Source organism: Pedobacter jeongneungensis (genome assembly GCF_000633455.1).
Taxonomy (GTDB): Bacteria; Bacteroidota; Bacteroidia; order Sphingobacteriales; family Sphingobacteriaceae; genus Pedobacter; species Pedobacter jeongneungensis_A.
The window spans coordinates 284,536-309,896 of sequence record NZ_AYMG01000013.1 but is presented as its reverse complement, the minus strand read 5'-3'; the positions used below and the strand labels follow the sequence as shown (position 1 = coordinate 309,896).

Sequence of the window (25,361 nt, the reverse complement as noted above, 5' to 3'; positions counted from 1 at the left end):
AATTTAAACTTCCATTCTCATTTCCAATAAATTAGGCTTAAACCCTGCCTTTAAATATGCTTTTTTTGCTGCAATGTTTTCATCATAAACCTCAAGTCTAATTTCTGAAAGGCCTTTGGTTTTTGCCCAATTTATTAATGCTTTTAATATCATTTTATTGATGTCTTTGCCTCGAAATTCGGGTTTACATACATAAAACCCAGATATGCAAATTGAGTATGTTTTAAATACGGTTCTGCAATTTTAACCTTAGCGTATCCCGAGCCAACAATCTGGCCATTGGCTACCGCAATAACAACTTCCGATTCGGGTGATTTTATTAGTTCTGATAAATCATAATAATGAATTTTTCCATCTTTTAAAGTGGTATCAAAAGGGCGCTCGGCTTCAATAATTCCCTTTTCAAATTCAAATAACACCTCTATTTCCTCTTGTTGAGCCGCCCTGATATTAATTTCCATTTAGTAGATTTTCAGCAAAACTAATTATAAAAAGTTTTATCAAAATATTTGAAATATAGATTCAAACAAAATGTATTACAATTACCTAATTAAACCTTCTTCACCATTTTAAAATGCTGTATACCAGCTTCTTCAAACTGATCTCCTTCAGCTACAAAACCAAATTTGGCATACAGACTCATGGCATCCAGTTGCGAGTTTAAGTAAATATAATGTGCATCTTCAGGTAGGTCAGATAAAGCTTCGGCAATTAATGCGCGACCTACACCCTGTCCCCTAAAATCTTTTAAAACAGCGAAACGCTCCAGCTTATAGCCAGCATCGGTTTTACGCCATCTGCAGGCACCGCAAGGCTGTCCGTTATTGGTGGCAAGGAAATGTGTGGATTCATCTTCATGCTCCCACTCCAGCTCCGGCGGACAATTCTGTTCGTCTACAAATACAATTTTACGTATAGCAAATACTTTATCTAAATCTTCTGGGTGGTTAACTTTTTGAACTAGTAGACTCATTATCGTGGTGTTTAAAGTGTTTATTCGATTTTAATTTCAATTCATTTAGCTCTTTGGCTACATCTATCGAATGCGAACAATGAATATCGGCCTCTTTTTTGGCAAGTGTGGCAATCGTAACGTAAAATTTATGTAACTGATCCAGTTCCTTTTCACTCAGGTCTTCAATATCTACCATCCGGTTACTTGCCCCCTGCTGTGCTGCAATCAGTTCATTCAGTTTTAACTGAATGGCCTTTCCATCTTTATTCTGCGCTTTCTGAATCAGGAAAACCATTAAAAAAGTAATAATGGTAGTGCCTGTGTTAATCACTAACTGCCAGGTTTCAGAATAATTAAACAAAGGTCCGGTTACTGCCCAAATAATTACAATAGCGGTTGCAGCAATAAATGCAACAGAACTGCCTGTAAACTTGGTTGCCGCATTCGCGAATTTCTCGAAAAAATTATTTTTCCTGGTTTCATTTTTAGATTTTGCCATCACAATTTGTTTGCTTAAATATAACCATAAAACAAACAAAAACGCCATAAGTTTTTAAACCCATGGCGCTTTTGCTTTGCAATTGTAAGGTTGAAAAGTTCAACGTTGCAACATTCCAACCTTAAAACATTTCAACTCCGTTAAAGCTTATCGTTAACGTTAATACAGTTCAGATCTTCGAAAGCAGTAGTTAAACGCTTCACAAAAGTTTCTTCACCTTTACGCAACCATACGCGTGGATCGTAGTATTTTTTGTTTGGTTTATCATCACCATCAGGGTTACCGATCTGACCTTGAAGATAAGCCTCATTCTTTTTATAATATTCTAAAATACCTTCCCAAAATGCCCATTGCATATCGGTATCAATATTCATTTTAATTGCACCGTAAGAAATTGCTTCTCTGATTTCTTCCTGAGAAGAACCAGAACCACCATGAAAAACGAAGTTAATTGGTTTTTCAGCAGTTAAATTGAATTTTTCTTTGATGAAATCCTGAGAATTTTTCAAAATTACAGGTTGCAATTTTACATTACCTGGTTTATAAACACCATGTACGTTACCAAATGCAGCAGCAACGGTAAAACGAGGAGAAACTTTGCTTAATTCTTCGTAAGCATAAGCCACTTCGCTAGGTTGAGTATATAATTTAGAGCTGTCTACATCGCTGTTATCCACGCCATCTTCTTCACCACCAGTTACACCAAGCTCGATTTCGATAGTCATGTTCATTTTAGCCATGCGCGCTAAATATTTTGCAGAAATTTCCATGTTTTCTTCAATCGGCTCTTCCGATAAATCAAGCATGTGTGATGAAAACAAAGGTTTTCCGGTTTCAGCGAAGAATTTTTCACCGTGGTCTAAAAGTCCATCAATCCAAGGCAATAATTTTTTAGCGGCGTGGTCGGTATGTAAAACCACGGCAACACCATAATGCTCTGCCAATAAATGTACATGTTTAGCAGCCGATACAGCTCCTAAGATACATGCTTGCAATTTCTCATTATCTAACGATTTACCAGCATAAAACTGTGCACCTCCATTTGATAACTGAATCATAACAGGCGAATTTACTGCCTTTGCAGTTTCCAATACCGCGTTAACCGTATTGGTACCGGTTACGTTTACTGCTGGTAAAGCAAACTGATGTTTTTTAGCCTGCTCAAACAATTCTTGAACGGCATCTCCGTAAATTACGCCTTTGTAGCCTTTTAAACTCATTTCTTGTTAATTTTATTAAGTCCGAAGTTATAAAAAAAAATAACATTACAAGCTTTTGTAACAACAGAATTATTTGCCTAACAGCAAAATAAGGCCTATTTAGTGTAAAAAACACATTATCCTTAGTGTAAAAAAGACACACTACAGTTTTCAATTCGCAGTTGGCCATAAGCAAATATGAGTTTCCAATTACCTTTACAATTGGCAATCAACTATCAACCAACTAACCATTGACTATTTTTACATCTAAATAAGGTTCGACTTTATTTTATTTTTCGTTTCTTTGCAATCCAATTCTTTAAAAAATTATATGGCTTGGTTCAAAAGAGAGAATAAAGGTATCATTACCACAACTGAAGAGAAAAAAGAAGCACCAGATGGTTTGTGGAATAAATGTCCAAATTGTAAGAAACCGCTACATCAGGCAGAACTTCAGGAAAACAAATACGTTTGCCACTACTGCGATTACCACCTGAGAGTAGGCTCAAAAGAATATTTCGAGGTTTTATTTGATAATAACGAGTTCAAAGAACTTTTCCCTAATTTAACATCAGGCGATCCCTTAAACTTTAACGATAACAAACCTTATACCGATAGAATTAAAGAAAGTCAGGCTAAAACAGGCTTAAAAGACGCTATCCGTGCAGGTGTTGGTAAAATTGAAGGTCAGGATCTGGTTATTGCCTGTATGGATTTCGCTTTCATCGGCGGTTCTATGGGCTCGGTTGTGGGCGAAAAAATTGCACGTTCAATCGATTACAGTATCAAACATAAAGTTCCTTTCCTGATGATCTCAAAATCAGGTGGCGCAAGGATGATGGAAGCCGCATTTTCATTGATGCAAATGGCTAAAACATCGGCTAAACTGGCTTTATTAGCTCAGGCTAAAGTTCCATACATTTCTTTATTAACCGATCCAACTACTGGTGGTGTAACCGCATCTTATGCCATGCTTGGCGACATCAATATTGCCGAACCAGGCGCATTAATCGGTTTTGCTGGTCCGAGGGTAATTAAAGAAACCATTAAAAAAGATTTACCGAAAGGTTTCCAAACTTCCGAATTCGTTCTGGAGCATGGTTTCCTTGATTTTATCGTTGATAGAAGGGCAATGAAGGCAAAATTGGGTGCTTTTATCAAAATGATGAATAATTAAATTGGTTCAATAGTTCATTAGGCATTGGTTCATTAGTGCAAATCGACCAATAAACAAATGACAAATGAACCAGTAAACGATAATAAGAAAAGCAGGGCTTGGAGAACTTCGGTTAATTCAGTCCTGCTTTTCGTTTCAAGTCCTCGTTACACTCCGGGCTTTTCACTGCAATCAGGTTTATATTCCGCAGGCCTGTAATTCTTTGGTATGGCAGTTCCTGGCGAGTGTTATAACCACCCCGCCCTGCGGGCACCCCTCCAAAGGAGGGGAATATCACAATTTTTCTTATTTTTAGTTTAACCAAACTAAAAATAAGATGAAAAAGTTATTATTACTCTCTTTCCTCATCACCGCTATTATTGCTGTTCAGGCACAAGAGAAAAAACCTAAAGTACCTTATGATGAAGCTTTGGCCAAAAAACTCGGTGCCGATAATTATGGAATGAAGATGTATGTGCTCGTGATCTTAAAATCAGGCTCAAATACCATTGAAACCAAAGCAAAAACCGATAGTTTATTTGCAGGCCACATGGCAAATATGGGCAAAATGGTCGAGATGCAAAAACTTGTAGTTGCCGGACCGATGGGTAAAAACGATAAAAATTACCGTGGCATTTTCATTTTAAATACGAAATCGATCGAAGAAGCCAAACAGTTATTGGAAAGCGACCCGGCAATTAAAGCCAAATTGTTAGAACCAGAATTATACAACTGGTACGGATCGGCTGCACTTGCTGAGTATTTACCGTTTCATGATAAAATACAGAAGATTAGTTTTTAGAATTGTATAGCCACGGATGCACGGAAAACAAGGAGAAGTTATGATAGTGAGGTCAGATGTTACCATCTGACCTTTCAGTTTATTTAACAGTTTTCATACTATTTTTTCAATGTCTTAAAAGAGCCTGCATCCCACATCAGATCTTCATTAAATTTAGGCACCATTTTATGCACTTGAGTAGGGGTTTTATCTCCAGTGGTAATAAATTTCCAGCTTTTACCTTGATCAGCGCTGATGGCAAGTAACGTTGTCCTTAAAATCGTTGTGCCCATATCGCTACGGCTTTTGTTTTCCACAGAAATAGCGCAATGAAGCTCTTTTCCGGCCTGATAAACTTTTGAAGTACTTATTATTTTTTGACTAACCCTTTTTAAGTTAAATAGTTTATCACTTTCATCGTTAGCTTTTAACAAGCTTACAAATTTATCTTTGCCACCTCTATATTTAATTTCTGTAGGGTACAAAAAATCGACATAGTTTTCGTATTTTTTTTTCAAATAATCATCTATCATCAACTGGGCTGTACGCTTGGCATTGGCAATAACATTCTGTTGAGAAAAGGTAAATTGCCCAACTAGCAGTAACAATAACAAAGAGACCGTTTTTTTCATCATTTACAAATTTTGCATAAAATATGGAAAAATATGAGCATCAAAAAAATAAATTAATATAATTCAAACACGCTCAGTGCAACATTTCCATTAACATCCCTCAATCCTACCCCTTATTCCATAAATTAGCGCATCAAATAATCAACCCTAACTAATTATGAATAAAAAACTACTATTTTCTGCACTATTCCTGTGCGCTTCGGCCAGTGTTTTTGCACAAGACAAAAAAATAATCGACAATATCGTTAAAGAAGTAAACGAAAACTCTCAATTAGAGAAACTCGCACACGAACTTTTAGATGTTGTTGGTCCGCGTTTGGTTGGCTCGCCACAAATGAAACAGGCGAACGATTGGGCAATTAAAAAATATAGCGACTGGGGCATTTCTGCCAAAAATGAAAAATGGGGCGAATGGGCCGGCTGGGAAAGAGGCATTACCCATATCGATTTAGTAAGTCCGCGGGTACGCACTTTAGAAGGCACACAACTGGCCTGGAGTCCGTCAACCAATGGCAAAGCCATTAATGCAGAAGCGATTATCCTTCCGGAAATTACCGATTCAGTATCTTTTCAGAAATGGTTACCGAACGTAAAAGGTAAAATCGTGCTGATTTCGATGAATCAACTCTCTGGACGACCAGAAAAAAACTGGGAAGAATTTGCTACGAAAGATCTTTTCGAAAAATTTAAAAAAGAAAAAGCCGAAGCAGCAAAAGCATGGGCAGCTAGTCTGGCCAAGACAGGTTTAACCGCGAAAACACTTCCTGTAGCTTTAGAAAACGCTGGCGCAGTGGCTGTAGTAATCAATAATTGGTCGCAGGGTTTTGGTGTAGATAAAATTTTTGGTGCAAACACTACAAAGGTGCCAACTTTAGATTTATCGGTTGAAGATTATGGTTTAGTTTACCGTTTGGCACTAAATGGAGATAAACCTAAACTGAAAATCGAAGCAGATTCTAAAAAATTAGGTGCAGTACCTACTTTTAATACCATCGCTGAAATTAAAGGAACACAAAAACCAAACGAATATGTGATGCTTTCAGCGCATTTCGATTCCTGGGATGGCGCAAGCGGTGCTACTGATAATGGTTCTGGTACCATCTTAATGATGGAAGCCATGCGCATTTTAAAGAAAATTTATCCTAACCCAAAACGCACCATTTTGGTTGGCCATTGGGGAAGTGAAGAACAGGGCTTAAACGGATCGCGTGCATTTGTAGAAGATCATCCGGAGATTGTGAATAACCTTCAGGCTTTGTTTAACCAGGATAACGGAACAGGTCGTGTGGTTAACATTGGCGGACAGGGTTTTGCAAAATCAAAAGATTATATCACCCGTTGGTTGGCTGCAGTACCCGATACGATTAAAAATCAGATCAAAACCAGTTTCCCTGGAACACCGGGTGCAGGGGGATCAGATTTTGCTTCATTTGTAGCTGCCGGGGCATTAGGTTATTCATTAAGTTCTACCAGTTGGGATTACGGCACATACACCTGGCATACCAACCGCGACAGTTACGATAAACTAGTTTTCGACGAAATTAGAAGTAATGTAATTTTAGCTGCCATTATGGTTTACATGGCATCAGAAGATCCTGAAAAAACCTCAACCGAAAAAGCAATCGATTTACCTGTAAACGAACGTACTGGTAAGCCTTCAACCTGGCCAGTTCAAACCAAATCGAATAGAAAAGGTGGTTTGTAGCTAAGAATTTTGAATTGATTTATAAAAGAGCATTTGGAAACAGGTGCTCTTTTTTCTGGCAGCAACCCTAGATATGCTGTCATGCTGAGACACGAAGCATCTGTTTCATTGGTTGCAGATGCTTCGTACCTTAGCATGACAAAATGCGGCATTACTCCTCTTTCTTCTGAAACTTGTAAAACAAATACCCTAAAAAAGGTAAAATCAATATACTTCCCAATAAAAGGGCTAAACCCAAACTGTAAATGGTCTTCTCTGGTCCAATGGTTTCTAACAGCGAAATCGCATTTCCGCTTTTTAAACGGATAAAGTTTGGAAAGTGGGCATAACTAATCGCCAGAAGGATCATCGTTACCTGGAAGCCCGCTAAAACGCGTAAAATCTTTGTTTTACCTTTAATCAACAAGTACCATAATAAAATAAGAGATAAACTCGCCAGAACAATGGCTGATAAACCCACTGTACTCTTGAAAACCCAATCGATCAACGGAATCTTATCCCGTTGGGCAGCAATAAATACCATGGCACCAAAAACTACCGCAGCGATATTCATAAATTCGGCCTTTTTAATGAAACGGCGTTTATCATGGTATTCATTCGTTTCGCCAATAAGATAAATCGCCGCCAGGAAGCCACAAAGCGCAACGGTAAAAAAGCCCACAGCGATAGAAAACCAGTTTAACCAGCCCGATATATAGGCAGTATAAAAATCAGTCGCCTGTGTGTCAATATGGCCCGAAATCAGGCTTCCGGCAATGATGCCTAAGAATAAAGCGGTAACAAAACTCGAATACCTGAAAATCCGGTTGTATAACCACTGCATATCATCTTTAACGGCATCATAATGGCGGAATACAAAAGCAGTACCGCGGGCAATAATCCCAATAAGCATAATGGCCAGTGGGATATGCAGATACACCGACATGGTGGTATAAATGTGCGGAAAACCTACAAAAAGGATAACAATGGCAATAATTAGCCACATGTGGTTGGCTTCCCAAACCGGACCAATGGCCTGATACATGGTTTTACGGGTTTTGCTCCTGTTTTTTGTTGAAGTAAACAGTTCTATAATTCCTGCGCCAAAATCGGCCCCACCCAATAAAAAGTAGAGCAGAATGGCCATGCATAAAAATGTAATTACAACTTCTTTCATATCTGAAAATGATTACACCGATGTTTTGATTTCACCGATTATAAGTCAATCTGTAGTTAATTGTTGTTGGCTCCTGTTTTATTGTATAATAGAGGTACCATTTTAATCTGCCGGTAAAGTAAAAAGGTTACGATAACGCTCAACGACACATAAATTGCCGAGAAGATATAAAAGGAGTAAGCAATGCCAGGCATCGGTGTTACCGCATCTTTAGTACGCATAACGCCATAAATAATCCATGGCTGCCTGCCAACCTCTGTAACCACCCAACCTGCCTCCAAAGCGAGATAACCAAGCGGAATAGCAAAAACAAATAGTTTTAACAACCAACGTTTTTCAGTTAAAGGTTTCTTTTTAAAAAGGATGAAAAAATAGGTTAACGCTACCAAAAGTAATAGTGTACCTATCCCCACCATAATCTGGAAAGCGTAATGTGTTATAGCGACTGGTGGATGTTCATTTTCCGGGATCTGATCCAAGCCTTTAACTTCTGCTTTGAAATCGCCATGTGCCAGAAAACTTAAAGCGCCAGGAATTTTGATTGCGCCTTTTACCGTTTTATCTTTTTCGTTTACGATACCACCAATCAAAAGCGGTGCTGGTTTTTCAGTTTTGTATAGCGCTTCCATAGCAGCCAATTTAGCTGGCTGACGTTTTGCAACGTCTTTCGCAGAGATATCTCCACTTAAAGGTTGCAATAAAGCACCAATACAGGCAAATATAGCAGCAATTTTAAAAGCTTTTAAATGGAATCCTGCATTTCTGTTTCGTAAGATCATTAAAGCGTGTACACCAGCCACAGCAAAACCTGTGGCGGTAAATGCGGCCAAACACATGTGCAAAGCCTGACTAAACCAAGCTTTATTAAACATGGCCTGTATCGGATCGATATTGAGGTATTGTCCATTTACAAAATCAAAACCCGCCGGACTGTTCATCCAGGCATTGGCGGCTACTACCAGTATACCGGAAGCAAGTCCACTCACACCCACTACCATTCCTGTAAACCAGTGGAACCACTTATTCAATTTGTTCCAGCCATAAAGGAAAAAGCCAAGGGCGATTGCTTCGATAAAAAAGGCTGTCCCTTCTAAGGAAAACGGCATTCCAAATATCGGTCCGGCATGATCCATAAATTTTGGCCAGAGCAGGCCCAGCTCGAACGATAGCATTGTACCCGATACCGCACCTGTGGCAAAAAATATCGCTACCCCTTTGCTCCAGGCCTTGGTAAGATTTTTATATACCTCATCGTCTGTTTTAAGCCATTTATAATGTGATACGGCCATAAAGAAAGGCATCACCATGCCGATACAGGAAAAAATAATGTGAAAGCCTAACGATAAGGCCATCTGCGAACGGGCTGCTATAAAATCATCCATGGGCTGTAGATTTTGAATTGTAACAAATATAGTTGTTAAACACTAAAGCCTACGGTAATTCAATGACGTTGAAAGGATTATTTTAAATATAGAACGTTTATAAATTGAAAAAAAATTTGGAGGGCTTTGCTGCGGGAACACTAAATATTAGGATAGTCATCCTGAGGGTTAATTATTTCATAAAATCAATATAAAAGGCAGATCTTTTTGGCAAAATGGTAGGCTGCGCGAGATCGTCATTCCCAACCCGATAGCTATCGGGTCGATTGGGAATCGTAATGCAAGCGCTTTAAGATTCCCGCCTGCGCGGGATCCGATAGCTATCGGATGACGGCCGTGCTAATGGATTCTGCTTATGGTAGCGGAGTTAAGGATTGCCACGAAAACACAGAAGACACAAAATTTACCCATTTATCATTTCAAAACGAAATCCAGCTCCCCTCCTAATTCAGGAGGGGTTGGGGAGGTTAAGCTCCTTTCAACTCATCATAAGCTGCTGTTAAACTTCTTTGGATACCCTCTCCCTGCCATTCAGGGGCATTCGGGATAGTGGTTGCCTTTAAGATATCCTCTTTGCTTTTTCCTGCTTTAATTTCCCCGCCTACAAAGGTTAACAGGTTTTGAAGATAATTTTGATAAGCTTTAACATCGGCTTTATTTCCGGTTACTTTTTCCGGATCAAGGCTATGTCCCCAGATAAATAAGGTATCATTATCAAACTGGTTGATGATTTTATCCAATGCCGTAATCCAATTGCCAATGTGTGCGCCATTTTCCCTATCGATATAAGGAAATTTACGGTTGAATACTAAATCGCCCACATGCACAATATTGGCATGTTCAAAGTGATAAACGGCATCGCCATTGGTGTGGCCCGAGCCATAGTAATAAGCTTTGATATTTTCGTTGCCAACTTTTGCAGCCCATTTTGTACCAAAAGTGGTATCAGGTAAAAGCTGTTTATCTAAATTATTTGCTTTCTCTGCACCTCTTTTCTGGTTTACCAGTGAATTTTGATGTGCAACCACTTTTTCTGCCAATCCTTTAAAAGAAATATTCCCGGCGGTGTGATCGCCATGGTGATGTGTGTTGATCAAATATTTGAAAGGTTTTTCGCTCAGTTTTTTCAATTCTTCAATTACATGTGGTGCCGTAGTCGGGAACTGCGCATCTACCACCACAAAACCATTGCTAGAATTTAACCAGCCAATGGTTCCACCCTGCTCGGTAAATATCCCCACATCATTGCGAAGCGGTTTAAAATTATAAGCACGGAACATATCTTGCTGTGCAAAAACATCAGTTTTATAAATCGAAAGCAGGGCCATGGCCAATGCTGAATTTTTGATAAAATTTCTTCTTTCCATTTTGGGATAAGCTAAAAAAACCACAGCGAATGCTGTGGTTTAAATTTAATAATTTAGATTCTGAAAAAACAAATTATATACCAGAACCTGGTGTGGTACCTGGCTCATGCCCCGGACCAAAGGAATTATTCTTCCTGTCTTTATCTTTGTTAAACAGATTAGTAGTTACTTTCGACGATTTATTTTCATCTAGAGTCCTATCTTCTTTAATATCTTCGGCAGTTTTATCCAGTAAATCGTTCTCAACAACTTTACCTTTTTCTTTATTCGTTTCCATAGTAATTGTAAATTGATTTACTATAGCAACAAGCAAAAAATAAGATTGTTTTTAATAGTTGTTTGGGGAATGGGATTTGGCAAAAGCAAATTTCATGATTGTTCATATATCACCCAAGGAACTAAAGGATTATTCATTGCAGAGTTTCAATAAAAAGTGTCGTCATTGCGAGAAGGAACGACGAAGCAATCTTTTCTGCTTGTGATCCTGGCAAGAAAGATTGCTTCGTCGGCTGAAAAAGCCCTCCTCGCAATTTTGGCGCTTATCTGCGTTAGGACTCTTCTGTCATATTGATTGATGCAATAAATTCAAAACCGAAATGACAGTGTTTCAAGACCAGATTTTACAACATCGCCCCTGGTAGTTTTCCTAACTCATGGATACAGCCAAAAGAATGAAACCTCCTTTTATGGATTTTATTGAAATGGTTTGAAGATTCGAAAGAAAACGGATTGAAGATAAATTTGTAAATGTGTTTCCTTTCTTCGCTTAATTTTTCTTCCAGTTTTGCGTTTTCCAGATTTTGAGTGTTGCGGTTCGTTTCCATGATGATATAGATTATTGAAAACCTATCGGGCTTTCAGGGTTAACAATTTTAATAATAATAAAAAGCTATTTTAAAATTTGCTTAACCTTATACCATGGGGTGTTTGATAAGGTTTCGTTCTGGAACAACAGGTAAAATGGCATGGATTGCCTTATGTTTGATTAAATATAAGTTTAATTTTTGAGTTTTGCAAGTTATTTTTTTGGTTTTCAGGTGATAATATGCGAAAAATTTAAAAAGTGATGTTTTTTTTTGAAATCAGTTGTAATGGCATTTGGGGAAATATAGTCCTGCTCTTCGTTTCTTCCCGACGTAAAGTCGGAAACACTACGATTAGGTTTAGGTGGCGCAGCCAGTAATACGATTTGGGGTTGCAGGGAGCAGAGAATTTGTTTATAAATATGAATTCTTTTCTTGCATCATACAACCTTAAATAGCAGCAACTGCTTATTGTGTGTAAACCTGATTGAAGCGGATACCGGCCAAGCGATTAAGGCCTGCAGTCGTATGAGCGAAAAGCAGGGCTAATATTAAAATGAAATGCAGACCCTGCTTTCTAAAAAATCAATGGATTATTTTTCTATCGGCAGTATCCGAACAAAAAAGTCCCGATTTACACCGGGACTCTCCTATTTGGTTAATGATATTTTTTATACTAACGCATTTTGCTTTACTACCATTTTAACTTTTTCGATTACGTAATCGAGCTCTTCTTTAGTGGTATATTTACTAAATGAAAAACGCACCGATGGACGGTTTGGGTCTGCATTAATACCATTTAATACGTGCGAACCAATATTTGAACCTGAAGAACAGGCACTACCGCCCGAAGCGCAGATACCATTGATATCCAGGTTGAACAATAACATATCGGCCATGTCCATTTCAGGGAAAGAAACATTTAGTACGGTGTAAAGGCTTTTAGCAGCATCCGTTTCGCCATTAAAGCCAATACCTGGTATTTCGGTAATTAATTGTGCTTTTAAATAATCTTTTAAGCCCTGAATATGCGTTTGGTGCTCGTTCATTTCTGCGTAAGCTATTTCTAAAGCTTTAGCCAAACCAACAATACCGTACACATTTTCGGTACCGCCACGCATGTTGCGCTCCTGTGCACCACCATAAATCATTGGCGGAATTTTGATATTGCTGTTTACGTATAAAAAGCCAACACCTTTTGGTCCGTGAAGTTTATGTGCAGCACAAACAATGAAATGTGCTTTAAGCTCCCTTACATTGTGTGGGTAATGCCCCATCGTTTGCACTGTATCTGCATGATAAATGGCATTATATTTCTCGCAGATATCACCCACTTTAATCATATCGGTTAAGGTACCCAATTCGTTATTGGCATGCATTAACGATACAAAAGTACGCTCGTTATTTTGAAGGAGTTCTTCTAAATGATTGTAATCAACATTGCCTTTCCCATCAATATTAACGAAACTCAATTTATCGATCTCGCCGTTTTTAAGCATCGTATTTAAAGTATGCTCAACCGCGTGATGTTCAATTTTTGAGGTAATGGCATGTTTAATACCATAAGCGGCAATGCCGCAACGGATAGCCGTATTATCGGCCTCGGTACCACCAGAAGTAAAGAATATTTCAGAAGGTGATGCATTTAATAAGCCTGAAACGGTTTTACGGGCTTTCTCCACAAGCGTACGCACTTCGCGACCGAGCGCATGAATGGCAGATGGATTACCGAAATAATTTTCCATCACATTTGTCATTTCTGCAATTACTGCCGCATCTAAAGGCGTTGTGGCCGCATTATCTAAATAGACCCTTTTCATTTCTATGAATATTTATAAGTTTTGTGTTGCAAAGATGTCTGCTCATCAACATCTTCTTTTAAAATGGCCGGGATTTAGTTTTGGTAAATCCTGGCCGCTATTTTATTCTTTAATTTTTTTAGAATTAAAGGTGTAATATTTCTTTAATGTCAGAAATGATCTTGTTTGCCAAATTCTCGGCAATGGTTTCATTTTCGGCCTCACTGTAAATCCTGATGATCGGTTCAGTGTTCGAACGGCGTAAATGTACCCAAGTTTTATCAAATTCTATTTTCAAGCCATCGATGGTACTGTAGGGTTGATTTTTGTATTTCTCTTCTACCTGTTTCAACAAATTATCGATATCCATTTCTGGTGTAAGCGTAATTTTGTTCTTAGAAATGTGGTATTGAGGATAACTGGCCCTTAATACGGAAATCGATTTGCCAAATTTAGCCAAATGCGTTAAAAACAAAGCAATACCTACTAAAGCATCTCTGCCATAATGTGATTCAGGGTAAATGATTCCACCATTTCCTTCACCACCAATAATGGCATTTGTAGCCTTCATTTTGTTTACCACATTTACCTCGCCCACGGCTGATGCATTGTATTCTGATCCTGCTTTCTCCGTTACATCACGTAAAGCACGTGTTGACGAAAGGTTTGAAACGGTATTTCCTGGTGTATTTTTTAATACATAATCAGCAACAGCAACCAACGTATATTCTTCGCCAAACATGCTGCCATCTTCATTTACAAAACATAAACGATCAACATCAGGGTCCACCACGATACCTAAATCGGCATTCTGTTTTTGAACCTCTTTCGATATCTCTGTTAAATTTTCTGGTAGCGGCTCAGGATTATGTGGAAAATGTCCGTCGGGTGTACAATATAATTCAACCACTTTATTTACGCCTAAAGCTTTTAATAAAGCAGGAATAAAAATACCTCCTGTAGAATTTACACAGTCGATAACCACTTTAAAATCGGCTTTTTTAATCGCTTCAACATCAACCAATGGTAATGCCAAAACTTTATCGATATGTTTTTGAAGGTAAGAGTCGTTTTTAATTACTTTTCCTAATTTATCTACATCAGCAAAATCAAAATCGGCACTTTCAGCTAAATCTAAAACCTCTTTACCGTCTGCATCGCTAATAAATTCGCCACTGGCGTTTAATAATTTTAGAGCATTCCATTGTTTTGGGTTATGGCTCGCCGTTAAAATGATCCCGCCACCTGCATTTTCATCTGGTACTGCAACCTCTACAGTTGGCGTGGTTGATAATCCCAGGTCGATTACTTCAATGCCTAAGCCCTGTAAAGTTCCAATAACAAGGTTATTCACCATTTCTCCCGAAATACGGGCATCGCGACCTAGAACGATACGTTTATTACCTGTTTTTTGTACTACCCAGCTACCAAAGGCCGCTGTAAATTTCACAATATCAAATGGGGTTAAGCCGTCGCCAGCCCTTCCGCCTATGGTTCCGCGTATTCCTGAAATCGATTTTATTAAAGTCACCGTGTATAATTTATTTGAGGCTCAAAAATAACAAAAAAAACAAGATAGCCGCTATTCAGCAACGTTTTGCGGTGCAAATTTACATTGTTTTTATATCTAGGTACACGATGTATTTGGTAGAAATTAGCAAGGTGATTACAATCAAACGTCTGTTTTACTTCGAAAATATTGTTCGGTTTTAGTGTTCATTTATAATGGTATAAAAACCCAAATCATAATATTCTTGCAACTTTATTGCATAAAAGCATATTCTGACTTTACTAGCGGTTGTAAAACCTTATATTTGCATCTTTTTAAGATACAAACGGCTTTTATATGCAGCGCAAGTGGTTTCAATATTGGTTTAATTCGCCATATTATCATATTCTCTATCAACAACGAAATGATGCTGAAGCCGAATTCTTCATTGATAAACTGACGGATTACCTTCATCCAAAAGCCGAAGCGAAAATGCTTGATATTGCTTGTGGAAAAGGCCGGCACTCCATTTACCTGAACAAAAAAGGCTTTGATGTTACCGGGATTGACCTTTCTGAACAGAGTATCAAATACGCCAAACAGTTCGAAAACAGTAAACTACATTTTCTGGTGCACGATATGCGCCGCCTGTTTTACATCAACTATTTTGATGTGGCCTTAAACCTGTTTACCAGTTTCGGTTATTTTGATACGGAAAAAGACCATGTAAATGTACTTAAAACCTTTAGGAAATGTTTAACTGCAGATGGTATTTTGGTACTGGATTATTTCAACACTGAAAAAATTATACGCAACTTAAATTCCTGTGAAGTAAAATCGCTCGATGGCATCACCTTTAACATCACCAAAAATGTTGTTGATGGAAAAATCATCAAAAAGATAAATTTTGAAGATCAACATAAGGTATATAATTTCGAAGAACGGGTGCAGGCATTTAGTTTCGACGATTTTCAGCGCATGCTTACCAAAGCAGGAATGCGGATCGAAAAAACCTTTGGTAGCTACGCTCTGGAAGATTTTGATCATTCTACTTCCGACCGATTAATTTTAATCTGTAAAAAAGCATGATAGAAAGCATACAGCAATTTGATGTAGAATTGTTCCTGAAAATCCACCGCGGACTTTCAAACAGCTTTTTTGACTGGTTAATGCCTTTAATGCGCAACCGTTTCTTTTGGTCGCCGCTTTATCTGTTTATTGTTATTTTTTGCATCAAACAGTACAAAAAACAAGGTTATTACATTATCGGCATGTTGCTTTTTACCTTTGCCATGGGCGATTTAATTGCATCAAGGGTAGTAAAACCCTGGGTACAGAGAGTGAGGCCGTGCAACGATATGAGCCTGGCCAACGATATTATCCACCGGGTGCCCTGCGGCAGTGGCTTGAGTTTTCCATCGGCTCATGCCACCAATCACTTTGCGATAGCCGTGTTTTTAATTTGCATTTTTTACAGCAGATGGAAGCCTATTTTACCCATTGGCATATTTTGGGCGTTCATCATCAGTTTCGCGCAGGTTTATGTAGGCGTACATTATCCTGTTGATGTAACTACTGGCGCTTTGCTGGGCATTACCATCGGGATAATCTGTTCAAGAATATTTAAAAAATTACAACCTGATTTTTAACCTATGGAAATCTGGAAACTCTGTGTGCTCTTTTTTTGTGCCTTTTTAGGTGGAACAGCTATCTTTCTGGTAAAAAGTGATAAATCTAAACTCCTCAAACTGATTTTATCTTTCAGCGGGGCTTATTTATTTGCAATAACGGTTCTGCATTTGATTCCAGATGCTTACAGCGGGCCAGATAAATGGCAAATCGGGGTGTTTATACTCATTGGATTCTTATTTCAAATTTTCTTAGAGCAATTCTCAGAAGGTGTAGAACATGGGCATATCCATAAACATCATGATGGGCATGTTTTCCCTTTTGGTATTATGATCAGTTTGTGTTTACATGCTTTTCTAGAAGGAATGCCACTGGCAAAAGAGCAGCATAATGAATTGATTTTTGGAATTTCATTACACCATATTCCTGCCGCTTTTGCATTAGCGAGTATATTAATGCAAAACCACTTTAAGAAAGGCAGCATTATACTTTACCTCATTTTATTTGCGGTAATGGCGCCATTGGGCTTTTACGTAAGCGTAGGTTTAAGCAACGGAACCATTGGTGGTTTAGATGCCTATTTTAATAAGATTATGGGCATTGTAATCGGTATTTTCTTACATATTTCTACCACTATCCTATTCGAATCGAGCGCAGACCATAAAATCAATACGCGTAAAATGATTGCCGTTTTATTGGGAATTGGCGTGGCGTTGATCGGATTCTTTGCCGGACACTAAGTCAGTTGGTAGTTTTCGGTTCTCAGTTGGTCAATACCGGTTGACAGTTTTCAGTTAGTAACATGTCGATTAACCGATTTAAACAGTTAACCGATTAACCATTCGTAACCATTTCAAAAAATTCACCTGCTAGCCGTTTTAAACGTTTAATCGTTTAAATTTTACAGCTACTATAAAAAATTAGGTAAATTCGTATATGGACGAAATTGTGAATGAACCCGCTGTAGCTTATCAAAAAAGGCATTACACTGTTGAGGAATACCTGGAAATGGAAAAGGCATCAACAGTTAAACATGAATATTTCCAGGGTGAGGTACTTGCAATGTCGGGTGCCGGTGATAATCATAATGAGATTTTTAGCAATGTTTTTGGAGAAATATGTACCAAACTGAAAAGTAAACCCTGCAGACCTTATGGAAGTAATAAACGGATGAACATTCCAGAGAATACATTATTCACGTATCCTGACATATCCATCTATTGCAATGGTCTAATACATAGCGAATTTGATGATGATACTTCAATCTTACCGACTATAATTATCGAAATTCTTTCTCCTTCAACCAAAAATTATGATAAAGGGAAGAAATTTAACCTTTATAAAGATATTCCTTCGTTAAAAGAATACATTATGATCGAATCGGAATCGGTTTTGGTGGAGGCTTATTATATCAACGAAGAAAAGAATTGGGCGCTCAATCAACATAAAGAGCTTTCTGAGGCATTAACCTTTGTTTCAATGGGATTCGATATAGCTTTAAGCGATATTTATTACTATGTTACCTTTTGAAATCGGAGATCTTAACTTTATTTTAATTGATACAACACAAATTCAAACACCTGTTTAACAAAAAGTTAACACAACATCCGTTTTAAACGTTTAATCGTTTAAATTTTAAAGGCTTTATAAAAAATAAGGTAAATTGGTATATGGACGAAATTGTAAATGAACCAGCAGTAGCCTATCAAAAAAGACGTTACACTGTTGAGGAGTATCTGGAAATGGAAAAGGCATCAACAGAAAAGCATGAATATTTTCAGGGTGAGGTATTCGCCATGTCGGGTGCTGGCTTTAACCATAATCTCATATTTTCAAATGTTTTCGGACTTCTTTTTCACAAACTAAAAGGTTCGAAATGTATTCCTTTTGGAAGTGATATGAGGATGAATATCCCAGAAAATACTTTGTTTACTTATCCGGATATTTCAATATACCGTGACGAAATCAAACATTTAAATGAAGATGATGATACTATTCTGCAACCCACAATAATTATCGAAATCTTATCTCCATCAACGAAAAACTACGATAAAGGCAAGAAATTTAACCTGTATAAAGATATTCCTTCGTTAAAAGAATACATTATGATCGATTCGGAATCGGTTTCTGTGGAGGCTTACTATATTAATGAAGAAAAGAATTGGGCGCTCAATCAATATAAAGAGTTTTCTGAGGCATTAACCTTTGTTTCGATGGGATTCGATATAGCCTTAAGCGATATTTATGAGCATGTTACCTTTTGAAATCGGAGATCTTAACTTTATTTTAATTGTTAAAACACCTGTTTAACAACAAGTTAACACACATCCTTTTTAAACGTTTAATCGTTTAAATTTTAAAGGCTCTATAAAAAATAAGGTAAATTCGTATATGGACGAAATTGTAAATGAACCAGCAGTAGCCTATCAAAAAAGACGTTACACCGTGGAAGAATATCTGGAGATGGAAAAAGAAGCTACAGTTAAACATGAATATTACCAAGGTGAGATATTTGCGATGTCGGGTGCTAGTTATAATCATAACATTTTGTTTTCCAATATTTTTCTGGCAGTTGGCAATAAGTTAAAAGGGAAGTTGTGCCGCATTTTTGGGAGTGATATGCGAATGAACATTCCAGAGAATAGCTTATTCACCTATCCGGATATCTCTATCTACTGTAACGACATAAAACATATTGATATTGATGAAGAAACCTTTATTTTACCAACTGTAATCATCGAAATTCTTTCGCCTTCAACCAAAAACTATGATAGAGGCAAAAAATTTAACCTATATAAAGATATTCCTTTGTTAAAAGAGTACATTATGATCGATTCGGAATCGGTTTCGGTGGAGGCTTATTATATTAATGAAGAAAAGAATTGGGTACTTAATCAGCACAAAGAGATTTCTGATACCTTAACTTTAGTTTCTATGGGATTTGATGTAGCCTTAAGCGATATTTATGAGCATGTTCTCTATAACAGTGGAAAATGATTATTTAAGTTAAAAATTGGGAACCAAAAACTGCCAACCATTAACTAAATTACTTCTTTTCTTTCTTCTTTCCATATCCCCATGGACAGTGCTTGCACTTATTTTTGCAACAATAACCACGTTTTAGGTGATAAGCTTCGGTAAAAACCATCAATCCATCTTCATTAAAATAAAAATCTTCCCCTTCTTTCATTGTTAATTTTGAATGATTGAATTTCGAATGAGTGAATGTTTCAGTTTATGCAATCAACCATTCTATCCTTCTCTAATTTAATATTCTAACCTCCAGTTTACCTTTAAAATAATCTTTAAGCTGCTTGCCATCACCGTGCAAAGTCCATACCTGTTTAGGTTTTACTTTTTCGACAGTTTCTAAAATCGCATCCCAATCTGCATGATCAGAAATATAAAGTGATATTCCGTTTTGCTGTTGAAGGTTTTTCCACCCAGAAGCAAAAGCACGCACCACATTAATTGCTTTATGATAGCTGTGAAATACCATAGGCGGAACAATATATACCTGGTTTTCGTGGTTGTTTTTCATCACTTTACGGTCGTACATCTTATAATTGCCCAGCTTCATGCCATAATCCTCATATATTTTATTAAAAGGCATAATGCTAAAGTGAACCATAATGTTCCTAGTTGGGCAATGTTCGTTCAGTAGTTGAATAATCCGTTGACTTTTACCTAAGGCATAAGAACCAAGCATGATATTGGCATTGGTTTCGTTCAGTTTTTTGATTTCATCTACCGGCGAGGGGTGTTTAGTTTCCGGATCGGCAAAGGTACTCTCTGTAATCAATACATCGGCCTCTATAAACTCAAAAGGCTCACAGGTTGTATCGGGTTCTATCTTATAATCACCTGTGTAAAGGTATTTAATGCCCTTATATTCCATTAAAACCTGCGCAGAACCTAAAATATGTCCGGCAGCATAAAAAGTAATGGATACATCCTTTATTTTAAAAATTTCGTGATAGCTTTTGGTAAAAAAATCGACAGCAGCAAATTTGCGGTATCGGTGCATCATGAAGCTTGCTGTAGCAGCCGTACAATATACATTCTGGCTTCCCCCAATGGCATGGTCGCCATGAGCATGAGAAACCACAGCTTCTTTAACAGGTTGTTGCGGATCGAGGTAAAAATCGCCGTAAATACAATATAAACCTGTTGGGGTAATGGTAATAAAATCTTCTAAAATCATGATCAGGATGAAAGGATTTAAGGATAGTATGATTAAAGTAGATTAAACATTGGTGTTTTTAAATGCTTCTGCCGACTTAAGTAATTGCTGGTGTAAAGCTAAAACCTGCTCTATGATAGACTGCTGTTCATCGTTAACGATAAAATGATTGGCCATTTTTGTCTTTTCTTCATCGCTGAGCTGTTTATCCATGCGGGCTTTTACTTGCTCTTCTGTAACACCATCGCGTTGCATTAAACGCTTTAATTTAATTTCGTAAGGGGCAGTAACCAAAATTGTAGTATCACAAAGTTTATAAGAACCGCTTTCGAACAATATTGCAGCTTCTTTTAGCGTATAAGAAACTGTTGAAGGAATAGTTGCTTCCCAGGCATCAAAGGCCCTGAAAACGGCCGGATGCACCAGGGCATTCAATTGCGCAAGTGCCTGCTCATTATTAAATACAATGCCGGCAATATGTTTATTATTTAGTTTTCCGTCTTCAAAATAACTTTCGTTACCAAAAGCGGCTTTAACACCTGCTATCAATAAAGCATCCTGGGTCATAATTTCTTTAGCCACGGTATCGGCATAAAAAACAGGAATCCCCAATACTTCAAAAACCTTGCAGGCAGTTGTTTTCCCGCTACCTATGCCCCCTGTTATGCCTACTTTATACATTATTTTTCTACTATGAAATCAATTTTGGATGGAACTATACTCACCAGTTTACAATAATCGGGAAACTCGGTTATCTTCACTGTAAACTGACGGTGTTTTAAATTTTGCCATTCATCTGCATCAACAATGGCAGTAATAAAACTTTCATCCACCTGGTCGTAATTACTTAATGCCACCAAAAATGAAACTTTTACCTTTTTAGGATAGAGTTTTATGCTGTTATAATTCCTGTTATTGATTACTTTTAAAGGGACTTCGATCGTTTTCTCTGTAAATTCATCAACAGGCAGTCTAACTTCCACAGATGAGGGATAAATACTCACATTTTTATGAATACTGTGTTGTAACGCTACTCTGGTAGTGCTACTGTTCTGCATTTTATCGAGTTTTAAGGTATCGGTTGGCCAAAACTTAATTTTAGCCAGCTCTTCTGTCGGGCCGGCCACTTTAACATATTTTGGATTGAGGATAATCTCGCTCGCAATACCGTATTGTTTGGCAAAACCCAGTTTATCGATCAGTTTTACGGGAACCTTTTTCACCACACGTTTGGTAAAATCGAAATAGAGGGTATCGGGTTTAACTGAAATTACTTTTTGTGTACTTTCCAGTTGCCTGTTGATATTGAACAACTGATCGGAAAAAACAATAAAATCTTTAGAATTGAGCTGGCCTAAATTAACAGAAACGGAAGGCGGACTAATCCTTAACCTGGCAAATAATAATTGCCAGCCTGTTCCTTCCACCTGTAGATCTATCGTATCAGACTGTAAAGGATAAAATGCCCTTTTGGTAGGCGCATTTTTAAAAACCAAAACTGTTTTGGCTACATAAATATATTTGTTGTTCAATGCCATAAAAAGCCATGCAGCTACGGCCAGCAGCAAGCAGGCTAATAAGCTAAATACACGTCTTTTTTCAATCTTCGTTAATCTGATGAAGGGCATAGCGCAATGTAAAATAAACGAGTGCAAAAAATTTTATTCTTTACAACAATCACGTCAAATGTAACAAAACTAAATAGCCGCTCAAAAACTAATCCGTTTATTGATAAATTATTGCACTAATTTCATTGAAATCACATCAGATAACTATATTCGTAGTAGATAAAACAAGTTATGAAAAAATATATTTTAACGCTTATTATAATCACTTTATTCTTCAGCACCTATGCCCAGAAAAGAACAATGGTTACTTATTTCAAAAAAGGCATGATTACGGAGAATAAAAACAATTATGATTACAGAAGGGTAATTGAAGAAACAGATACTCCATCCATATATCACCTATATGAGTTTTATCCGGATAATAAGGAAAAGACTTTGGCAACCATTTCGAAATTTGAACCCAATATTGTTTATGAAGGTATATTTCAAGGTTATAATAAACAGGGTATTCTTACCTCAAAAGTTAATTTCAAAAACGGTGTGCTGGTTGGCGAATGTTCTTATTTCTACGACAATGGGAAACTTGAGAATGTTTTTCAGTATGAAGGACAGGCTGATCATCCGAGTAAGCTACAGCGAAGATGGATGACCGGAATAGATTCCTTAGGTAATCAGTTTATCAAAGATGGCAATGGACTTTACAAAAAAACTGATAAAGGCGGGCTTACGGAAGAAGGAAATTACCATAATGGGTATAAAGACGGAATCTGGAAAGGGACAGGTAACAAAGCCAGTTATGAAGAAGTTTACGAGAACGGCATTTTCAAATCTGGTACAAGTACATTGGCGGATGGAAAACAGATACAATATGACAAAATGGAGCAACAACCTGAATTTAAGGGGGGCATTTCCGAATTTTATAAATATCTGGCCCGGAATTACAGATTCCCTGCTGAAGCACAAAGAAATCAGGTAAATGGTAAGTTATATATCTCTTTCGTAGTGGAAAAAGATGGCAGGCTGACCGATTATGAGTTCAAAAACAGTCTGGGCTACGGTACGCAGGAAGAAGCCGTGAGGGTTTTAAATGAATGCCCTAAATGGATCCCGGGAAAGCAACATGGTATTCCGGTAAGGGTAAAATATAACATCAACATCAATTTGGCTCAGCGCTAAACAAAAAAAGCCACCCCTTAGGATGGCTTTTTTTGTTTTTTTTGACTACTAAGCTTTAGGTGTTACTACGGTTGCTTTTGTTGCATCCAAAGAAACTGCCGACTTATCGAAACGGATTTTAACACCACCTTCAACCTCGATCAAAAAAGTTGTATCATTCAAATCGGCAATACGGCCGTGAATACCTGCTGTGGTTACAATTTTATCTCCTTTTTTCAACTCACTGATTAATTTTTTATGGTCTTTAGCTTTTTTAAGCTGAGGGCGGATCATAAAAAAGTAGAATACCAGTGCAATTGCTCCAAACATGATTAATTGTCTTGGATCAAATCCTCCTGCTGCCTGTAAAATTACTGTTGATGTCATTTCTTATTTATTTGTTTGTGTTTTGAAATAGTTGATGATTGATGCATTATCGCATTTAACCATCAACCAAATTATTTTTTGGCAAGTACCTCTCCTACTAAATGAACAGTAGAAACTGTAGGGTTTGCATTTGATGTAATGGTTACCACTTTATCCTGCATGCCCATTTTGCCTTCGCTGTTAAAAACTACACTGATAATACCTTCTTTACCAGGTAATATAGGTGAACCTGGTACTTGAGGAACAGTGCAACCACATGTTGCTGTTGCATTACTAACAACAAGAGGGGTTTTTCCTGTATTTTTAAGTTTGAAATCGTGTTTTACTTTTTCACCCTGTTCTATTTTACCGAAATCGTAAATATCGCGTTCAAAAACAATCACCGGTGCATCTGCAGGGGCTACTTTAGCTGTTTTTGAAGTATCGTTACCTACAGAAACTGTTGATTTAGTTTCGGATGTCTGATTATTTGCATTGCGGCAGGCTGCAAATGAAAGTGCAGCGATAGCCAGGATAAATGTTCTTTTCATTTTTATTCTTCGATTAAACCACGGCCAATCTTCTTAATGGTGTTGTTTTTCTTAAGATCGCCTAAAATTTTGTCTAAAATACCGTTTATAAATGAATTACTCTTCGGTGTACTGTAATCTTTTGATAGCTCCAAATACTCGTTGATAGTAACTTTAACCGGAATAGATGGGAAATTTAGCAACTCGCAGATGGCCATTTTCATCAAAATGGTATCCATAAGTGCAATACGCTCCGATTCCCAGTTTTTAGTTCTGTCGGCAATCATTTCCTGATATTTGGCATCATTTTGTAAGGTATGTACAAAAAGATCCTGTACAAATTTGCTATCCTCAACCCAGTCGGCACTAATTTCGGTCAGTTTGTTTTTAAATGGATCGTCGAAAGTAAAGTTTTTCAGGGTTTTAGCCACCATACCCTTCATCACTTCATGATCTACCTGCCAGTTGATAAATTTTTCTTCAAAAACCTGCAAAATGGCCTGGTTTTTTAAGATGATTTTCCTGAAAATGTATTTGATAATGTCTTTTGATGATTCTAAACTTTCGTTTGGATCAGCAAGATAATCAGCATATTCTTTTGATGCTTTTAACGAATTGTACACTGTTTTACGGATTTCCGGATCGAAACCCCAATCTACTTTGTACTTTTTAATTGCAGATACATATTCTGGATTCTGCTGCAATAAAATGCTAAACTTATTGTGTAGCAATTTCATGTTAGGATTGATATCCTCTGCTGTTTTAATGAATTTGTTTGCGCGTTCTGCCGCGTCGTTAGCAGTAAATTCGGTAACTTCTACCATTAAAGAGAGCATCCAGATGTACATTTCGTACACGCTATCGATACTTTGCATTAAAGTTTTCAAATCACCTTTAATGTCTTTTTTGTCTGCCATGTGCCATGCAAAAATGTTTTGCAAAGCTTTGATTCTTAAGTGCCTTCTGTTTAACATGAATGTAAGAACGAGTGTGGTTTTTTAAAACCT

General features: G+C 37.4%; 30 protein-coding genes. 10 read left to right on the top strand and 20 right to left on the bottom strand.

What is annotated here, in order from left to right:
• Positions 1–3: 3 nt before the first annotated feature.
• From U859_RS32205 to fbaA, 5 genes are all read right to left on the bottom strand, one after another.
• A complete protein-coding gene (locus U859_RS32205; protein ID WP_240183051.1) occupies positions 4–153 on the bottom strand; it encodes a GNAT family N-acetyltransferase in 150 nt (49 codons plus the stop codon).
• Positions 150–461, bottom strand: a complete 312-nt coding sequence (locus U859_RS32200; protein ID WP_205314395.1) for a hypothetical protein — start codon at positions 459–461, stop codon at positions 150–152. The genes U859_RS32205 and U859_RS32200 overlap by 4 nt, the downstream gene beginning before the upstream one ends.
• An 89-nt stretch (positions 462–550) precedes the next feature.
• Complete coding sequence (locus U859_RS0113410) at positions 551–973, bottom strand: GNAT family N-acetyltransferase (protein ID WP_025143875.1); 423 nt, start codon at positions 971–973, stop codon at positions 551–553.
• Positions 948–1,454: a low affinity iron permease family protein gene (locus U859_RS0113405; protein ID WP_037505465.1), complete on the bottom strand. Its 507-nt coding sequence runs from the start codon at positions 1,452–1,454 to the stop codon at positions 948–950. Before U859_RS0113405 ends, U859_RS0113410 begins: the two co-directional genes overlap by 26 nt.
• Positions 1,455–1,594: 140 nt before the next feature.
• Positions 1,595–2,674 carry a class II fructose-bisphosphate aldolase gene (gene fbaA / locus U859_RS0113400; protein WP_025143873.1) on the bottom strand — a complete coding sequence of 360 codons (1,080 nt, stop codon included), beginning with the start codon at positions 2,672–2,674 and terminating at the stop codon, positions 1,595–1,597.
• A gap of 310 nt (positions 2,675–2,984) precedes the next feature.
• Between fbaA and accD the strand changes: the two genes are divergently transcribed.
• The gene (gene accD, locus U859_RS0113395) at positions 2,985–3,830 is read left to right on the top strand and encodes an acetyl-CoA carboxylase, carboxyltransferase subunit beta (protein WP_025143872.1); all 846 of its coding nucleotides are present in this window, start codon (positions 2,985–2,987) and stop codon (positions 3,828–3,830) included.
• 316 nt (positions 3,831–4,146) lie between these two features.
• Entirely contained in the window at positions 4,147–4,611 is a 465-nt protein-coding gene (locus U859_RS0113390; RefSeq protein WP_025143871.1) for a YciI family protein, read from the top strand.
• Positions 4,612–4,709: 98 nt separating this feature from the next.
• On the opposite strand, the gene U859_RS0113385 is transcribed toward U859_RS0113390, so the two are convergent.
• A complete protein-coding gene (locus U859_RS0113385; RefSeq protein ID WP_162799930.1) occupies positions 4,710–5,225 on the bottom strand; it encodes a hypothetical protein in 516 nt (171 codons plus the stop codon).
• Between the two features lie 154 nt (positions 5,226–5,379).
• Between U859_RS0113385 and U859_RS0113380 the strand changes: the two genes are divergently transcribed.
• Entirely contained in the window at positions 5,380–6,927 is a 1,548-nt protein-coding gene (locus U859_RS0113380; RefSeq protein ID WP_025143869.1) for a M20/M25/M40 family metallo-hydrolase, read from the top strand.
• 151 nt (positions 6,928–7,078) lie between these two features.
• On the opposite strand, the gene U859_RS0113375 is transcribed toward U859_RS0113380, so the two are convergent.
• The 7 genes from U859_RS0113375 to glmM form a co-directional block, all read right to left on the bottom strand.
• On the bottom strand, positions 7,079–8,083 hold the full coding sequence (locus U859_RS0113375) for a cytochrome d ubiquinol oxidase subunit II (protein WP_025143868.1): 1,005 nt from the start codon (positions 8,081–8,083) through the stop codon (positions 7,079–7,081).
• A 56-nt stretch (positions 8,084–8,139) separates the two neighbouring features.
• The gene (locus U859_RS0113370) at positions 8,140–9,465 is read right to left on the bottom strand and encodes a cytochrome ubiquinol oxidase subunit I (protein ID WP_025143867.1); all 1,326 of its coding nucleotides are present in this window, start codon (positions 9,463–9,465) and stop codon (positions 8,140–8,142) included.
• Positions 9,466–9,932: 467 nt separating this feature from the next.
• Complete coding sequence (locus U859_RS0113365) at positions 9,933–10,832, bottom strand: MBL fold metallo-hydrolase (protein WP_025143866.1); 900 nt, start codon at positions 10,830–10,832, stop codon at positions 9,933–9,935.
• Positions 10,833–10,905: 73 nt separating this feature from the next.
• On the bottom strand, positions 10,906–11,109 hold the full coding sequence (locus tag U859_RS0113360) for a hypothetical protein (protein WP_025143865.1): 204 nt from the start codon (positions 11,107–11,109) through the stop codon (positions 10,906–10,908).
• 343 nt (positions 11,110–11,452) lie between these two features.
• On the bottom strand, positions 11,453–11,656 hold the full coding sequence (locus U859_RS0113355; RefSeq protein ID WP_025143864.1) for a hypothetical protein: 204 nt from the start codon (positions 11,654–11,656) through the stop codon (positions 11,453–11,455).
• A 650-nt stretch (positions 11,657–12,306) separates the two neighbouring features.
• On the bottom strand, positions 12,307–13,455 hold the full coding sequence (locus U859_RS0113350) for a cysteine desulfurase family protein (protein WP_025143863.1): 1,149 nt from the start codon (positions 13,453–13,455) through the stop codon (positions 12,307–12,309).
• A gap of 124 nt (positions 13,456–13,579) precedes the next feature.
• The gene (gene glmM / locus U859_RS0113345; RefSeq protein WP_025143862.1) at positions 13,580–14,965 is read right to left on the bottom strand and encodes a phosphoglucosamine mutase; all 1,386 of its coding nucleotides are present in this window, start codon (positions 14,963–14,965) and stop codon (positions 13,580–13,582) included.
• 315 nt (positions 14,966–15,280) lie between these two features.
• Between glmM and U859_RS0113340 the strand changes: the two genes are divergently transcribed.
• From U859_RS0113340 to U859_RS0113315, 6 genes are all read left to right on the top strand, one after another.
• The gene (locus U859_RS0113340; RefSeq protein WP_025143861.1) at positions 15,281–16,012 is read left to right on the top strand and encodes a class I SAM-dependent methyltransferase; all 732 of its coding nucleotides are present in this window, start codon (positions 15,281–15,283) and stop codon (positions 16,010–16,012) included.
• Complete coding sequence (locus U859_RS0113335) at positions 16,009–16,572, top strand: phosphatase PAP2 family protein (RefSeq protein WP_025143860.1); 564 nt, start codon at positions 16,009–16,011, stop codon at positions 16,570–16,572. Before U859_RS0113340 ends, U859_RS0113335 begins: the two co-directional genes overlap by 4 nt.
• 3 nt (positions 16,573–16,575) lie before the next feature.
• Entirely contained in the window at positions 16,576–17,292 is a 717-nt protein-coding gene (locus tag U859_RS0113330) for a ZIP family metal transporter (protein WP_025143859.1), read from the top strand.
• Positions 17,293–17,488: 196 nt separating this feature from the next.
• Complete coding sequence (locus U859_RS0113325) at positions 17,489–18,082, top strand: Uma2 family endonuclease (protein ID WP_025143858.1); 594 nt, start codon at positions 17,489–17,491, stop codon at positions 18,080–18,082.
• A gap of 140 nt (positions 18,083–18,222) precedes the next feature.
• On the top strand, positions 18,223–18,816 hold the full coding sequence (locus U859_RS0113320) for a Uma2 family endonuclease (RefSeq protein WP_025143857.1): 594 nt from the start codon (positions 18,223–18,225) through the stop codon (positions 18,814–18,816).
• Positions 18,817–18,943: 127 nt separating this feature from the next.
• Positions 18,944–19,549 carry a Uma2 family endonuclease gene (locus tag U859_RS0113315; protein ID WP_025143856.1) on the top strand — a complete coding sequence of 202 codons (606 nt, stop codon included), beginning with the start codon at positions 18,944–18,946 and terminating at the stop codon, positions 19,547–19,549.
• Between the two features lie 49 nt (positions 19,550–19,598).
• On the opposite strand, the gene U859_RS31990 is transcribed toward U859_RS0113315, so the two are convergent.
• The 4 genes from U859_RS31990 to U859_RS0113300 all read right to left on the bottom strand — a co-directional run bounded on the left by U859_RS31990 (position 19,599) and on the right by U859_RS0113300 (position 22,363).
• Positions 19,599–19,742: a DUF5522 domain-containing protein gene (locus tag U859_RS31990; protein ID WP_162799929.1), complete on the bottom strand. Its 144-nt coding sequence runs from the start codon at positions 19,740–19,742 to the stop codon at positions 19,599–19,601.
• A gap of 72 nt (positions 19,743–19,814) precedes the next feature.
• Positions 19,815–20,756: an exonuclease gene (locus tag U859_RS0113310; protein ID WP_025143855.1), complete on the bottom strand. Its 942-nt coding sequence runs from the start codon at positions 20,754–20,756 to the stop codon at positions 19,815–19,817.
• Positions 20,757–20,798: 42 nt separating this feature from the next.
• The gene (coaE, locus tag U859_RS0113305) at positions 20,799–21,416 is read right to left on the bottom strand and encodes a dephospho-CoA kinase (RefSeq protein WP_025143854.1); all 618 of its coding nucleotides are present in this window, start codon (positions 21,414–21,416) and stop codon (positions 20,799–20,801) included.
• Positions 21,416–22,363 (bottom strand): CdaR family protein, encoded by a 948-nt coding sequence (locus U859_RS0113300; RefSeq protein ID WP_025143853.1) that lies wholly within the window; start codon positions 22,361–22,363, stop codon positions 21,416–21,418. Before U859_RS0113300 ends, coaE begins: the two co-directional genes overlap by 1 nt.
• A gap of 171 nt (positions 22,364–22,534) precedes the next feature.
• On the opposite strand from U859_RS0113300, the gene U859_RS0113295 reads away from it, so the two are divergent.
• Complete coding sequence (locus tag U859_RS0113295) at positions 22,535–23,479, top strand: energy transducer TonB (RefSeq protein ID WP_025143852.1); 945 nt, start codon at positions 22,535–22,537, stop codon at positions 23,477–23,479.
• Positions 23,480–23,527: 48 nt separating this feature from the next.
• Here U859_RS0113295 and yajC read toward each other — a convergent pair whose 3' ends face one another.
• From yajC to nusB, 3 genes are all read right to left on the bottom strand, one after another.
• Positions 23,528–23,845, bottom strand: coding sequence for a preprotein translocase subunit YajC (yajC, locus tag U859_RS0113290; protein WP_025143851.1), 318 nt, complete (start codon positions 23,843–23,845; stop codon positions 23,528–23,530).
• 71 nt (positions 23,846–23,916) lie between these two features.
• Positions 23,917–24,375 (bottom strand): DUF1573 domain-containing protein, encoded by a 459-nt coding sequence (locus U859_RS0113285; protein WP_025143850.1) that lies wholly within the window; start codon positions 24,373–24,375, stop codon positions 23,917–23,919.
• Between the two features lie 2 nt (positions 24,376–24,377).
• The gene (nusB, locus tag U859_RS0113280) at positions 24,378–25,328 is read right to left on the bottom strand and encodes a transcription antitermination factor NusB (RefSeq protein ID WP_025143849.1); all 951 of its coding nucleotides are present in this window, start codon (positions 25,326–25,328) and stop codon (positions 24,378–24,380) included.
• Positions 25,329–25,361: the final 33 nt, after the last annotated feature.